Source organism: Microbacterium sp. M, assembly GCF_045181065.1.
GTDB lineage: Bacteria > Actinomycetota > Actinomycetes > Actinomycetales > Microbacteriaceae > Microbacterium.
The window spans coordinates 174,055-188,260 of record NZ_CP173721.1; the positions used below are offsets into that span (position 1 = coordinate 174,055).

Annotated in this window: 13 protein-coding genes; all 13 read right to left on the reverse strand. The window is 68.8% G+C overall.

What is annotated here, in order from left to right; all coding sequences use genetic code 11:
• Nucleotides 1-7: 7 nt before the first annotated feature.
• A complete protein-coding gene (locus ACI7YT_RS00850) occupies nucleotides 8-1,501 on the reverse strand; it encodes an ABC transporter substrate-binding protein (RefSeq protein WP_406248288.1) in 1,494 nt (497 codons plus the stop codon).
• A 60-nt stretch (nucleotides 1,502-1,561) separates the two neighbouring features.
• A complete protein-coding gene (locus ACI7YT_RS00855; RefSeq protein WP_406248290.1) occupies nucleotides 1,562-2,278 on the reverse strand; it encodes a DUF1684 domain-containing protein in 717 nt (238 codons plus the stop codon).
• Between the two features lie 115 nt (nucleotides 2,279-2,393).
• Nucleotides 2,394-4,451: a GMC family oxidoreductase N-terminal domain-containing protein gene (locus ACI7YT_RS00860; protein WP_406248292.1), complete on the reverse strand. Its 2,058-nt coding sequence runs from the start codon at nucleotides 4,449-4,451 to the stop codon at nucleotides 2,394-2,396.
• Complete coding sequence (locus ACI7YT_RS00865) at nucleotides 4,429-5,295, reverse strand: carbohydrate ABC transporter permease (protein WP_406248294.1); 867 nt, start codon at nucleotides 5,293-5,295, stop codon at nucleotides 4,429-4,431. Before ACI7YT_RS00865 ends, ACI7YT_RS00860 begins: the two co-directional genes overlap by 23 nt.
• Nucleotides 5,292-6,257: a carbohydrate ABC transporter permease gene (locus ACI7YT_RS00870; protein WP_406248296.1), complete on the reverse strand. Its 966-nt coding sequence runs from the start codon at nucleotides 6,255-6,257 to the stop codon at nucleotides 5,292-5,294. The genes ACI7YT_RS00865 and ACI7YT_RS00870 overlap by 4 nt, the downstream gene beginning before the upstream one ends.
• 9 nt (nucleotides 6,258-6,266) lie before the next feature.
• Complete coding sequence (locus tag ACI7YT_RS00875; protein ID WP_406248298.1) at nucleotides 6,267-7,574, reverse strand: ABC transporter substrate-binding protein; 1,308 nt, start codon at nucleotides 7,572-7,574, stop codon at nucleotides 6,267-6,269.
• A gap of 270 nt (nucleotides 7,575-7,844) precedes the next feature.
• Nucleotides 7,845-8,771 (reverse strand): NAD(P)/FAD-dependent oxidoreductase, encoded by a 927-nt coding sequence (locus ACI7YT_RS00880; RefSeq protein WP_406248300.1) that lies wholly within the window; start codon nucleotides 8,769-8,771, stop codon nucleotides 7,845-7,847.
• Complete coding sequence (fdxA, locus tag ACI7YT_RS00885) at nucleotides 8,764-9,093, reverse strand: ferredoxin (RefSeq protein WP_406248302.1); 330 nt, start codon at nucleotides 9,091-9,093, stop codon at nucleotides 8,764-8,766. The genes ACI7YT_RS00880 and fdxA overlap by 8 nt, the downstream gene beginning before the upstream one ends.
• On the reverse strand, nucleotides 9,090-10,502 hold the full coding sequence (locus ACI7YT_RS00890) for an FAD-dependent oxidoreductase (protein WP_406248304.1): 1,413 nt from the start codon (nucleotides 10,500-10,502) through the stop codon (nucleotides 9,090-9,092). The genes fdxA and ACI7YT_RS00890 overlap by 4 nt, the downstream gene beginning before the upstream one ends.
• 40 nt (nucleotides 10,503-10,542) lie before the next feature.
• Entirely contained in the window at nucleotides 10,543-11,391 is an 849-nt protein-coding gene (gene cobA, locus ACI7YT_RS00895) for a uroporphyrinogen-III C-methyltransferase (RefSeq protein ID WP_406248306.1), read from the reverse strand.
• Nucleotides 11,388-12,290: an ABC transporter permease gene (locus ACI7YT_RS00900; RefSeq protein WP_406248308.1), complete on the reverse strand. Its 903-nt coding sequence runs from the start codon at nucleotides 12,288-12,290 to the stop codon at nucleotides 11,388-11,390. Before ACI7YT_RS00900 ends, cobA begins: the two co-directional genes overlap by 4 nt.
• Nucleotides 12,280-13,134, reverse strand: coding sequence for an ABC transporter ATP-binding protein (locus ACI7YT_RS00905; RefSeq protein WP_406248309.1), 855 nt, complete (start codon nucleotides 13,132-13,134; stop codon nucleotides 12,280-12,282). Before ACI7YT_RS00905 ends, ACI7YT_RS00900 begins: the two co-directional genes overlap by 11 nt.
• Nucleotides 13,134-14,201 carry an ABC transporter substrate-binding protein gene (locus ACI7YT_RS00910; RefSeq protein WP_406248311.1) on the reverse strand — a complete coding sequence of 356 codons (1,068 nt, stop codon included), beginning with the start codon at nucleotides 14,199-14,201 and terminating at the stop codon, nucleotides 13,134-13,136. The genes ACI7YT_RS00905 and ACI7YT_RS00910 overlap by 1 nt, the downstream gene beginning before the upstream one ends.
• Nucleotides 14,202-14,206: the final 5 nt, after the last annotated feature.

A 14,206-nucleotide genomic window follows, 5' to 3' on the forward strand; every position in this document is an offset into this window, starting at 1 on the left:
GAAAGGGTCAGGACTTGACGATGTCGTAGGCGAAGAACTGCGAGTTCAGGCCGTTGACGGGGTATCCGCTGAGCTCGCTCGAGGCGACCACGATCTGCGGGTACAGGTAGAGCCAGACGCTCGCGGCGTCCGCGGCGATCTTCTCGTTCACCTGCGTCAGCAGAGCGGTCTGCTCGTCGGTCGTCGTCGCCTGCTCGGCCTCTGCCACCCACTGCTGGACCTGGGCGTCGTCGTAGCCCCAGTAGAAGTCGGGGTTGCCGTACCAGACCACGTCGCGGTCGTTGACGTGCTCCTGCAGGGTCGCCTCGAAGTCGCGCTCCTGGAACACCTTCGTGTACCACTCGTCGGCGCTGATGGTGTTGATGTTGACCGTGATGCCGACTTCGGCCAACTGCGACTGCAGGAACTCGGCGACGACCGGGTGCGGGTCGTAGCTCGGGGTGTCGAGGGTGAACTCGAATCCGTCCGGGTAGCCGGCCTCGGCGAGCTGCTGCTTCGCGAGATCGACGTCGTACGGGTTGACGTCCGTGAGGTCCTCGTACCAGGGGTCGGTCGGCGGGACCATCGAACCGATGAGCGTGCCGTAGTCGCCCCAGATCGAGGTGAGCAGCTTCTCGGTGTCGATCGCCGAGTAGACGGCCTTGCGCACCAGCGCGTTGTCGAACGGGGCGACGCGATCGTTGAACGCGAGCAGCTCCTTCGTCGTCGACGTGCCCTCGCTGATCGTGTAGTCGTCGTTCGAGGCGAACTGCTCGAGGGCGTCAGGGCTCTGGATGCTGGTGATCACATCGATCTCGCCGGTGAGCAGCGCATTGTTCTGCGCCGTCGCGTCGGTGAAGTACTCGAAGACGACCTCGCCGTTCGCGGCAGGCTCGCCCCAGTAGTCGTCCCAGCGGGTTAGGGTCAGCGTGCTGCCCTGCTTCCACTCGTCGAGCGTGTACGGGCCGGTGCCGTCCTCGGTGGACGTGGGGTCTTCGGCATCCGCGTTGACGATCCAGATGTACGCGAGGTTGTACAGGAACGAGATCGAGCGCTGCGAGAGCGTGAAGACGACCGTGCTGTCGTCGGGCGTCTCGATGCCGGAGATCACGGCGAACGCCGACTTGCGGGCGGACTTCGAGTCCTCGGCGGTGACCGCCTCGACGCTGGCCTTGACGTCGGCCGAGGTGAGCTGCTTGCCGGAGTGGAAGGTCACATCATCGCGGAGCGTGATCGTGTAGGTCAGACCGTCTTCGCTGACCTCCTCGCTCGCGGCGAGCAGGGGCTCGACCTCGCCGTCGTCGGTGAGCTTGTACAGTCCCTCGTAGACGTTGCCGTTGAAGGCCTCGGTCACACCCTGGCCGCCGCCCTGGGTGTTGCTGAGGTTCTGCGGCTCGTACAGCGAGCCGATGTAGATGCTGGCGTCGGCGGCATCCTCTGCGGACGGCGTGCTCGACGAGCAGCCGGCGAGGACGAGGGCCGATGCGACGATGGTCGCCGCGAGCGCGATCGGAGTTCTCACAGGGGGTCTCCTGGGTTCGGGTGGGTGTTCGGGTTTCGGATGCCGCGGGTCGGCGTCGGATCAGGCCGAGTAGATGTCGAAGTCGTCCATGAAGACGACGTTCTTCTCTCCGGCGCGGACCGGCTGGGTGAACCGGTTCTGGGGCGGAGGCAACGGGCAGTTGTACTGCGCCGAGAATCCGCACGGCGGAACGAACGCGCGGTTGAAGTCGAGCACGACGGAACCGGCGTCGCCGAAGCCGGCGCCGTCGTCGCGCCGCACGAACAGGAAGCGCCCTGACCCGTACGTCTCGGTGCCGTTGGTCGGGTCGCCGAAGACGAGCAGCAGCGTGCCGCCGTCGTCGAACGCGGCGAGCCGGTGCTCGGTGCCGTCGAGGGTGAAGGTGATGTCGCCGGGGACGACGAGCTCACGGGTTCCGCCGTTGTCGCGGATGTGCTCGAACGGCACGGTGCGGCCGGCATCCACGGGGGCGAACTCGGCCTCGATGACCCATGCGGGGTCGTAATCGTAGACGTCGATGCGGTCGTACGCGCGGATCGCGGGGGAGGAGGCATCCCAGAACCGCAGGCCGTACTCCGGCTCGCCGGTGGAGATGTCGGTGCGCTCGAGGGGCGTCACGGTGACGGATGCCGGGGCGGCCGCCTGTGCGCCCTCGACGTCCGGACGCTCGGATCCGACCCAGCGGGTTTCGACGAGGGCGAGGTTGCCGGTGGGGCGGGCGACGGCGGCGTGGCGCTCGTTGCGCCAGCGGGCGTGGTCTTCTTCGGGTGCAGACATGACCGTTCCAGGGTAAGGAGTGCGCGGCAAAGGCGCCGCGATGCGGCGTCATGAGGGGCAACACGCGCACGGCCCGTGGCATTCCGCGCGCGTCGCGATGGTGTCGGCGGGTGCGTCAGACCCAGCGCGCCTGCAGGCGTTCGGCAACGCGGAGCGCATTGGCGACGATGGTCAGCGTGGGGTTCACCGACCCGTTCGTCGGATGCAGGGACGAGTCGCACACCACGACCCGACGGGTCCCGTACAGCCGGCCCTCCGGATCGGTCGCCGCCGCGGCCGGGGAGGAGCCCATCCGCACGGTGCCGCAGGAATGCTCGCCCGCGGCGGATGCGGTCGCTCCACCACGTCGTGCGATGTGCACGCCGGTCGCCCCCGCTGCCTCGAGCCAGCGCATTCCCTGCACCCCGAGACCGGCATCGATCTCCTGCGAGGCGGCGTGGACGAGCTTGCTCATCGTCGCACCGGGGCGCCCCCAGCGGTCGCGGGCGCGGCGGCTGAGCCGCACACCCGATCCGCGGTGCGGCACCTCCTGACCCATGCCGAAGACGCCGAAGATGTGGGCGCGCCCTTCGCGCATCCATTCCTTGTGCTCCGAGCCCCAGGATGCGACGCCGGCCGGTGGGGAGCCCGCCGATGTCAGAGGAAGTATCCCCATGAGATCGACCAGCACGCCGCCGCCGTACGGCACGGTATCGGCGTGCACGTGGTCGAGCGTCGCGATCGAATGCCCCGGTCCGGAGAACGGCTTCACCGGATCGACGACGTCGCCGAGCACGGTCGCGAATCGATGATCGTGCAGATTGCGGCCGACGTGCTCGTTCCCGAGGCCGCTCGCCAAGAGCAGGCGGGCGGTCTCCACCGCGCCGGCCGAGACCACGACGACGTCGGCGCGCACCGTGATCTCTCTGGCGCGCTCGGTGGAGGCATCCACCATCAGGGTCACCTCGGCGTGCGACGCCCCGTCGCGGATCTCGATCGCCTCGGCATCCTGCAGCACGCTGCATCCGTCAGTGACCGCGCGCGCGATGAGCGTGTTGTGTGCGCCGTTCTTCGCGTCGACGGGACACGCGTGGCCGACGCACTGCGGGCATCGGACGCACGCCGGCCGACCGTCGTGCGGCACGCTGTTGATCGCTAGCGGGATGGGGCCCCACCCCCAGCCGAGCCGGTCAGCGGCGGAACCGAGCAGCTCGCGCGCGGGTTCTGTTCCCATCGCCGGCATCGGGTACCCCCGTGTGCGCGGGGTGCGCGCCGTGAGGGAGCCCTCGTCGCCGGCGACGCCGATCTCCCATTCCGCCCGCGTGTAGTACGGCTCGATTTCGTCGTAGTCGAACGGCCAATCCGCGAGCGAGGCATCCGCGTCGGGGTTGCCGTACACGGTCTCCATGCGGAAGTCCTCGGGCAGGAATCGCCAGGACATCCCTTGCCACACGCGGGTGCCTCCGCCGAGGATGTCGGCGTTGAGACCGTACGGACCCGCGTCGCCGATGCTGTCGACGAGAAGAGCATGCCCCTCCTCGCTTCGCAGTTCACGGGGGTGCCCCGGCCCGGGTCCCAGGGTCGGCCAGTACAGCGCGTTGCGCTTGCCGTGCAGATGATCACCGCGCAGGTCCGCATTCGTCCGTGCAGGTGCGCGCTCGACGAGCAGGACGGATCTTCCGGCCGCAGCGAGGACCCGCGCTGCGGCTCCGCCACCAGGGCCGGCACCGACGATGATCGCGTCATACGAGGGCGCCAGACCGTTCGAGCCGATATCTGGTACGGGTTCGGGCTCGATCGGGACGACACCCTCGGGAATCGCCCGGTAGCCGACCATCGCGAGGCCGTCCGGTTCGTGATCGGGGCGGAGCGCGTAGTAACCCTCCCAGCACACGCGTCGCAGCGCAGCGAAGTCCTGGGCGACGCCGGGATCGGCCTCGGCTCGCCGCAGCAGCGCATCCTGGCGGTCCGGCGTCAGCTCCGCGAAGCCGCCCGACTCGTGGTCCAGCCACGCGCCGAGCGCGGCCAGGCGCGGCAGGGTGTCCACGAGATCGCGTCTGGCCACGGGATCGGCGATGTACGCGCCGACCCCGCCCTCCCAGCCGTCTCGCCAACCGTCGGCCGGGATGATCCTGGCGACCGCCGCCCGTACCGCAGGACGCGTCGCGGCGTCACCGGCCGGCAAGCGATCCACCGATCCCGCCTACGCTGAAGTACTTGTTCAGCACCGCGAAGATGATCACCGGAGGCAGCATGGCTATCACCGCGACGGCCATGACCAGTCCCCAGTTCGTCGCGTTCTGCTGGAAGAACGTCTGCAGGCCCACCGACAGCGTGAAGCTCGTCTCGGAACGGATGAAGACCAGCACGACGAGGTAGTCGTTCCATGCGAGCAGGAACGAGAAGATCGCCGTCGACAGGACACCAGGCAGAGCGTTGCGCAGGACGATCCGGATGAATCCGCCGAACAGGCTCGCGCCGTCCATCCACGCCGCCTCCTCGAGGGTGATCGGGATGGAGTCGTAGTAGGCGGCCATCATCCAGATCGCGACCGACATCGTCGAGCCGACGTAGATGATCGTGAGTCCCGCGAGGTTGTCGACGAGGTTCAGCTGCGCGAACAGGATGAACAACGGGATGACCGCGGTGACGACGGGCAGCGACTGAATGACGAACAGCAGCAGCGAGTAGCCGGAGACGAGCTTGCTGCGGCCGCGCGAGAGCACGTATCCGGCCGGCGCGGCGACGGCGACGGACACCACGACCGTGCACAGCGTCACGACGAGGCTGTTGCGCAACCAGGTCAGCACGTTCGTCTGCGAGAAGATCTTCGCGTAGTTCTCGAAGGTGAATCCGGTCGCCGTGCTTCCGAGAGCGGGCTGGAACGACAGGTACAGCACGGCGCCGATCGGGATTGTCACGATGACGGTGATGAACAGCAGCAGGGTGAACTTCCACCACCGACCGCGCAGTTGCTCGTCGGTGCCCGACCGCCCCTTCTTCGAACCGGCGGTGACGATGGTCTGAGTGAGCGTCATTCGATGTCCGCCTTCTGAACGCGTCGGTAGAGGACGACGGAGATGATCACGAGCACGATCGTCATCAGGAACGCGATCGCGACGCCCGGACCGGTGCGGAACTCCAGGAACACGGTGCGGTAGGCCTGAACCACGAGCGATTGCGTGGCGTTGACCGGGCCGCCGCCGGTGAGCAGGAAGATCGTCGGGAAGTCGTTCACGCAGAAGATCGTCATCAGGATCCAGCTGATGTACGTCGACTTCGCCGTCAGCGGGAGCGTGATGTGGCGGAACGCCTGCCAGCTCGTCGCGCCGTCGACACGGGCGGCCTCGTAGACCGTGTGGTCCACCGCCGCGAGGGCGGCGCTCATCATCATCATCATGAACGGGAAGCTGATCCACACCTTGAAGATGCATACCGTGATCTGAGCGAGGAGCGGATTCGCGAGGAACAGCACCTGCCCGAACCCGAGCGCCTCGGCGAGCACGGGGAAGGGACTCTGCGGCGTCGCCACGAGCCAGTTCCACGACGTCGCGGACACGACGGTCGGCACCACCCAAGGCAGCAGCAGGAGGACCTTGAACAATCCTCCGCCCGGGATGCGTCCGCGCAGCAGCAGGGCGATGCCCAGGCCGACGGCCCAGCTCCCGAACACGCCGACGAGGGTGAAGATGAGGGTGAACCGAGCGGATGCCCAGAACACCGGATCCGACAGGACCGTCTGATAGTTCTGCAATCCGATGAAGTCACCCGGCAGGATCAGGTCCCCGTCGCGGACCGACTGCAGGCCGGCGTAGATGACCGGATAGGCGTTGAGGAGCAGGACGAGGATGATCGACGGCAGGACGAGGAGCGTCAGGGTGAGGCCGCGGCCCGGCAGGACCGCGCGTCGACGGGCACGGGGTCCTCGACCCGACCCGCCGACGCCGACGCCTCGCCGTGCCTTGCTGAGCGATTCGGAGAGGGAGGCGGAGGTCGTCATCGAGGCGACCTAGGCGTTCGCCTCGAGCGTCTGCTGCAGCGTTTCCAGCGCCGCCTTTCCCGTGCCCTGACCACCGAGGATCGTCTGGGTGAAGGTGTTCATGGCGGGTGTGCCGTCGACCGCCGTCACGCCGAGGAACAGCGCATCGCCGCCTGGAGCACCCCAGGTGTGCGAGATGGGCTGCCACTCCTCGATGATCTTCACCGCATTCGTGTTGGCCTGGAATTCCGGCGTCTCGGTGATCGACTTCAGCGGCGGCAGGCCGATGCCGGTGTTCTCGGTCCACAGCGGTGCCATGTTCTCGAAGTAGTAGGTGAGGAACGCCTCCGATTCCGCCTGCTCGGGGGTGTTCGTGTACATCATGATGTTGTTGGGGAAGTAGAGCGCGCCCTGGTCGCCATGGGGGCCCGTGAGCGGGCTGTTGACGGCGAGTTCAGGTCCGACCTCGCCTGCGACGTTGGCGGCGAGGCCGCCGCCGTCCCATCCCATGCCGAACTTGCGCTCGCGCCACTGGGTCTGCACGTTGTCGCTCGTGTAGGTGACGCTGCCCGGGTCCACGTAGCCCTTCGCAACCATCTCGAGTACGAAGTCCATGGCCTCGATGTTGCGATCGGTGACGCAGTCCGGCTCCTGATCGGCGTTGAACAGGCCTCCGCCGTTGTTGATCATGAAGCTCGTGAGGATGTGACTGCCCGTGAAGCTTCCTGATCCTGCGCCGACGCCGAACGAGTAGACGCCGATCTTCTTCAGCGCCTCGCTCGCGGTCAGGTAGCTCTGCCAGTCGGTGGGCGGCTCGACACCCGCCTGTTCGAGCAGCACGGTGTTGTACCACATCACGCGCATGTCGAGGTTGTACGGGACGGCGGCGTAGCCGCCCTTGACCTTCATCGCATCGACGAGCCCAGGAAGGAAGTCATCGTAGAGGCCGTTCGACTTCCACGACTCCAGCAGGTCGTCGGCATACGCGATCTTCCCCTGCGATTCGAACAGGAAGGCCTGCGTTCCGCCGCCCGAGCTCACGGCCGGTCCGGTGTTGCTCGCCACGGCGGAGGAGAACGTCTGCGTGAAGTTCGCCCACTGGATCTCCTGGTGCTCGACCTTGAGCGCACCCTTGTACGCTTCGGCGATCTCGGCATCCCGGGGGCCGAATTCTGCCTGGCCCCAGGGCATGTTCCAGAACTTGAGCGTTCCGCCGCCCCCGCCTCCGCCGCCTCCTCCCGATCCGCTCGGGGCGCAGCTTGCGAGCGTCATCGCAGCGACGGCGGCTCCCGAGAACATCAGGAAACCGCGACGTGTCAGACCTGAAGGCGAACTCATGCGATCCATGCAGAACACTCCATTTCTCGCGGTCGGGCCCGCCGACCGCTCTCATCATTGAGAAGGACACGACCTGTCTAGTCCCTTTTGTAGCGGGCGTCAACATATTGGATATTGGATATATGTCGTGTCGCGGGCGCGCCGATGCTCCGCAGGCGCCGGCGGTTCCGGTCGCGAATTCTGCTGCTATGAGCGAGTCAGAGCAGCAGGAACGGCGACCTGCACGGGTGAACCACGCGCTCCCGAGAGGGGGCAGAGAGGGATCAGAGGTCAGTGCGCGGTCGCGACGCCGATCGCGTCGTGCACGATGACGGCGGCGACCCGCGCTCCCGCGCCGGCGGCCACGATGAGCTGCTGAGGGCCGGGGGCCGCGGCATCCCCGGCCGCGTACAGGCCGGGCACGTCCGTCCGGCCGGACCGGTCCGTCACGAGGTGCCCCGATCCGTCGACGGCGGGGGACAGACCGTCGAGGAAGGCCAGGTTCGTGTCCCATTCCGGACGCACGAATCCGCCGTCGACTTCCACGCGCGTGCCGTCGGCGAGGACGACGGCCTCGAGTCTTCCGCGCTCTCCGACGAGTTCTGCGATCGGATGCCGGGCCACACCGATGCCCGCGGCCGCGAGCTCCGCCTCTTCGGCCGTCGAGAGGACGTCGGCGCCGTTCGTGAACACGGTGAGCTGCGGGCTCCATCGGGCGATCAACCGTGCGCGATCGGCGAGATCCGCTGATTCGCCGATCAGGGCGAGCGGGCGGTCGCGCAGATCCCATGCGTCGCACGCCGCGCAGCTGAACAGGCTCATGCCGTAGAAGCCGCGCAGGTTCGGGACATCGGGCAGCGTCTCGCGCAGCCCGGTCGCGAGCAGCACGGTCCGGGCGGTCACGGTGGAGGTCGCCTCGCGACGGCCGATACCGGCGACGAAGACGTCGTCCTCGCGCGAGAGAGACGCCACGACGACGCGCGAGCGGACCTCGACGTTCGGGTAGGCCGTGAGCTCCTCCCGCGCGAGACGGCGCAGCTCATGAGGCGGAATGCCGTCGCGGGTGAGGAACCCGTGCGAGTTCAACGTCGCCGCATTGCGCGGACGATCGGCGTCGATCACGAGCACGCGCATGAGCGAGCGCCCGAGGTTCAGCGCCGCGGAGAGCCCGGCGGGCCCGCCGCCGATCACGAGCACGTCGTAGGAGTCGTCAGTCATGCCCGTCACCCTGCGGCGCAAGAGCGGCGACGACCGGATGGTCGAAGTCGTACACGCCGACCTTGGCCGCCCCTCCGGGGGAGCCGATCTCCTCGAAGAACTCGACGTTCGCCTTGTAGTAGTCGGCCCATTCCTCGGGGAGGTCGTCCTCGTAGTAGATCGCCTCCACCGGGCAGACCGGTTCGCAGGCACCGCAGTCGACGCACTCGTCCGGGTGGATGTAGAGCGAGCGTTCGCCCTCGTAGATGCAGTCCACAGGGCACTCGTCGATGCAGGCACGATCCTTCACATCGACGCACGGCAGCGCGATGACGTAGGTCATGGGACCAGCGCTCCGTCGCGCGACACCGCCACCTGCTCCTCGCGGGGGACGACCTTGACGCGCTCGCGCGTGTGCTCGTGCGTCTCGCCGAGGTGACGCTCGTGGGCGTCGAGGGCGAGCCAGCCGTCCCACGTCGTGTACTCGGTCGCGCGCTCGTCGAGGAGGTCCAGCACGTCGGGGCCATCGGTGGCCGAGAGCAGGCCGGCCTCGGCATCCGCGACCAGATTCGTGATCGTTTCGAGAGCGTCCGACTTGGTGTGGCCGATGAGCCCGACCGGGCCGCGTTTGATCCAGCCGGTCGCGTACAGGCCAGCCTCGTCGTCCACGCGTCCGCCGTCGTTCGGGACGACGCCTCGAGCCGCGTCGAACGGCGCACCGTTCACCTGCGTGCCGTAGTAACCGACGGCGCGGTAGACCGCCTGGATCGGGTACTCGCGGACCTCGTCGGTGATGACGAGGCGGCCGTCGGCATCCGTCGTGGTGCGGGCGAAGCGGATGCTCTCGACCCGGCCGTCTCCCTCGATCGACACCGGCGCGTGCCAGAAGTGCAGGTGCAGGCGGCGCGAGGCCGTGCCGGCGGGGCGGTCGCGCCAGCCGTTCAGCGTGCGCAGCATGACCTTGAGCTGGTTGTTGGATGCCGTGGTCGGGTCGACCCCGTCGAAGTCCTCGTCGTGCAGCACGATGTCGACATCGCGGACCTCGCCGAGTTCGCGGAGCTCGATCGGGGTGAATTTGATGTCGGCGGGTCCGCGGCGTCCGAAGACGTGCACGTCGGTGACGGCGGACGCCTCGAGCCCGGCCAGCACGTTGTCGGGGATCTCGGTGGATCGCAGGTCGACGGCGTGCTTGGCGAGCACGCGGGCGACGTCGAGCGCGACGTTGCCGTTTCCGATCACGGCGACCTCGCGGGCCTCGAGCGGCCAAGTGCGCGCGACATCCGGGTGGCCGTCGAACCACGCGACGAAGTCGGCGGCGCCGTACGAACCCGCAAGATCCACACCGGGGATGTCGAGGGCGGCGTCGCGGATCGCACCCGTCGCGAGGATCACGGCGTGGTAGCGCTCGCGCAGCTCGTCCAGGGCGATGTCGCGGCCCACCTCGACGTTGCCGATGAAGCGGATCGTGCGGCGCGCGGCCGGCTCCGCCTCGCCCTCGCCCTCGGATGCCGCGGGGAACGCGTCGAGCATCTCGTGCAGCGAGTTCACGATGCCCTTGATGCGCGGGTGGTCGGGAGCGACGCCGTAGCGGATCAGGCCGTACGGCGCCGGGAGCGACTCGAACAGGTCGATCTCGACACGGCCGCCGCGGTCGCGGACGGCGTTCGCCAGGAGGTTGCCGGCGTAGATCCCGGCGGGTCCGGCGCCGACGATCGCGACGCGCAGGGCGAGAGGGGAGGAGGACATGGGCATGGCCTTTCGGGGTGCCGCTCCGCGGAGCGTGCGAACGGGGTCAGATCACGTAGTCGAGAGTGCTGTCGATCGCCCGGCTGAGGCCGGTGTCGACGGCGAGTCCGGCATCCATCGCCTCGAACCAGCGGGCGCGGGGGGTCGGGGCAGGTTCGGATGCCGGAAGGGATGCCGCGTGCGGGCTGAGCCGGACGACATCGCCGACGACGACCACGGCCGGGGATCGCACCTGGCGGGTGGCGGCGAGGTGCGCGATCGTGCCGAGCGTGCCGACCGTGACCCGCTCGTGCGTTCCGTAGCCGTCCTCGATGATCGCCACAGGGCAGTCCGCCCCGCGGGCGCCGGCGGCAAGCACGTGCGCCGAGTGGCCGAGCGTGTTCACGCCCATCAGCAGCACGACCGTGTGGTCGGCGCCGCCGGGGAGCCGCTCGATCTGGTCGTGCGCGCTGACGACGGTGAAGGACGTCGAGACGCCGCGGTGCGTCAGCGGGATGCCGGCGACAGCCGGGACCGAGACGGCACTGGTCACTCCGGGGACGACCTCGACCGCCACGCCGGCCTGCTCGCAGAACAGCTGCTCTTCGCGGCCGCGTCCGAACACGAACGGATCGCCGCCCTTGAGGCGGACGACGCGCTTTCCCCCGGTGGCGAGCTGCACGAGCAGCGCGTTGATGCCGTCCTGGGACACCTTGTGGTGACCGGGGAGCTTGCCGACGTCGATGACCTCGGCGGTGAGGACGACGCCCTCTGCCGCCAGCTGATCCAGCACGGAACGGGCGCCGAGCCGGTCGGCGACGATGACGTGCGCCTCCTGCAGGGCGCGGAGTCCGCGCAGCGTCAGGAGCCCGGCATCCCCCGGGCCGGCGCCGACGAGGGTGACGAGACCGGTCATCGGGCACCTCCGGGGGCGAGTCCGCGGCTGCGCAGCAGGCGCCGCTCCAGCGGCCCGAACAGGACGAGCTCGATGAGGATGCCGATCGCGAGGATCAGCAGGATCGTGCCGAGGACACCGGCGAGGTCCGCCAACTCGCGGGACTGCTGCAGCATCGACCCGAGTCCGAACCCCATCGACCCGCCGAACGCGATGATCTCGGCAGCCATCAGCGATCGCCACGAGAACGCCCAGCCCTGCTTGAGGCCCGCGAGGTACCCCGGAAGAGCCGCGGGGAGGATCACGGCTGTGGCCAGTTGCCAGCGGCTCGCGCCCAGCACGACACCGGCACGGCGCAGTTGCGGCGGCACCTGGTCGATGCCGGAGAGCAGGCCGTTGACGATCGACGGGATCGCACCCATCAAAATCACGAAGTAGACGGTGGCGTCGCTGAGTCCGAACCAGATGATGGCGGCGGGCACCCAGGCGACGGACGGCAGCACCTGCAGGCCCGAGATGAGCGGGCCGGCGGCGCGGCGGAGCACCTTCCATTCGGCCAGCAGCATCCCGAGCGGTGTGCCGACCGCGATCGCGATGAGGAAGCCGAGGATGCCCCGTTCGAGGCTCGTGGCGACGGCCTCCTGCAGGCGCCCTGATTCCCAGGCGTCGCCGAGCGCGGCGGCGACCTGCAGAGGCCCGGGCGAGAGGTCGGGTCGCGGCTGGGCGATCACGACGTACAGCTGCCAGGCGCTCAGCAGCACGATGAGCAGGGCGACGGGCGGAAGCACCTTGCCGACGATCGTGCGCCAGGCGGACGATCGCTGATCCTCTTCGCTCTGCAGGCGGTCGAGGCCGGCCGACAGCGTGTCGAGTTCGTCCGTCCCGGACGCGACGGGGGTCTTCACAGTCTCAAGCGGCATTGCGTCGGATCTCCTCGCGCAGCTCGGTGGTGATCTCGGCGGCGAGCGCCGAGACCTCCGGCGATTCGATGCGGCGCCCAGCGGTCCCGCCGAGCTTCCATTCCCTGGCGATCCGGCCGGGTCGGCTGGAGAGCAGGATGACGCGCTGACCGAGGCGGGCGGCCTCGCGCACGTTGTGGGTCACGAACACGATGGTGCGCCCGGTGGCGCGCCAGACGCGCTCGAGCTCTTCGTGCAGCAGGTCGCGGGTGATGGCGTCGAGCGCCGCGAACGGCTCGTCCATCAGCAGCACCGACCGATCCTGCGCGAGCGCACGCGCCAGGGCGACGCGCTGGCGCATGCCGCCGGAGAGCTCGTGCGGGCGCTTGTCCCCGGCATCCGCGAGGTTCACGGTGCCCAGCAGGCGCAGCGCCTCCTCGCGGCGTTCGGACCGGGGGACGCCGCGCAGGCGCAGTGCGAGCTCGACGTTGCGCCTGGCGGTCAGCCATGGCATCAGGGCCGACTCCTGGAACATCACGGCAGCTCCCGTGCTCGGCACCGAGATCGAGCCGCTGGTCACCGGCTCGAGACCGGCGATGAGGTTCAGCAGCGTCGACTTGCCGCATCCGGATGCCCCGAGCAGACACACGAACTCGCCGGGGGCGATGTCGAGAGAGATGTCGTCGAGGACCAGGGGGCCCGACCCGAACCGCTTGGAGACGTGGTCGATCCGTACGATCGGCTCGACCGGTGCGGATGCCGGGGCGACCGGCGCGACCCCGTCGAAGCTGGGCGCCAGCGAGGAGGCACCCGCGTGCGAACGCGAGGTGTCGTCTGCGCGGGTCCGCCCCGCCGGCGCCGTCATCACTCGTCTCCGAGGCCGCTGGCGGAGACCGGCTCCTGGCCGTCGCTCTCGAGCAGCGCGTTCAGTGCGGTCAGGTCGAACAGGCCCTCGATCGAGCCGTCCTTCTGGGTGCCGGCAGCGAGGCCGTCTTCGACGAGCGTCTCGAAGGTCTCGGCGTGCGGGTCGACCGTGAAGGTCACATTCTCGAGAGCGCGGGTCAGCACCTCGTCGGAGAGCCCCTTGCCCGTGGCATCCGTCAGCGCCGCGTTGATGACCTCGGGTGCCTCGGCGGCGTTCTCGTCGAGCCACGCGACTGAGGCGATGTGGCCCTCGAGGAGCTTCTCGACCACGTCGGGATGCTCCTCGGCGAACTCGGCGCGGACCAGCAGCACGGTCGTCGGGAACGCGCCGTCCTCCCACAGATCGGCTTCGTCCACGAGCACGTGTGCCCCGGCATCCACGACCAGACGAGACACCCACGGCTCGGGCAGCCACGCGCCGTCGACCTCGCCCTGCTGGAACAGGGTCAGCGTCTGGGCGTTCTCGGTCGGAGTGATCGTGACGTCGCCGCCGCCGGAAGTCGAGGTCTCGAAGCCCTCGTCGGCGAGCCAGCTGCGCAGCGCGACGTCCTGCGTGTTGCCCAGCTGAGGGCTGGCGATGTTCGCACCCTCGAGGTCGGCGACATCGTCGATGCCGTCTCGGACGACGAGCGCCGCTCCGCCAGAGGTGGCGCCGGCGATGATGTGCGCCGATTGTCCACCGGACTGGATGAACGTGTTGATCGACGGGTTCGGGCCGATGTAGGTGGCGTCGATCGCGCCGGCCGAGAGCGCCTCGATCGCGGCGGGGCCGGCGTTGAAGATCTCGGTCTTCAGCTCGATGTCCTCGCCCAGCGCGTCGGTGAACAGCCCCTCCTCGACGCCGACCAGAGCCGGTGCGTGGGTGACGTTGGCGAAGTACCCGAGGCGGACCTCGTCGACGGGCTCTGGCGCGGCATCAGCGCCGGGGGCGGCGGAAGCGCAGCCGGCCAGCATCATGGCCCCGAGTCCTAGAGCTGTGAGAGCGGTGGTCTTGCGGGTGATCTTCACGGTTT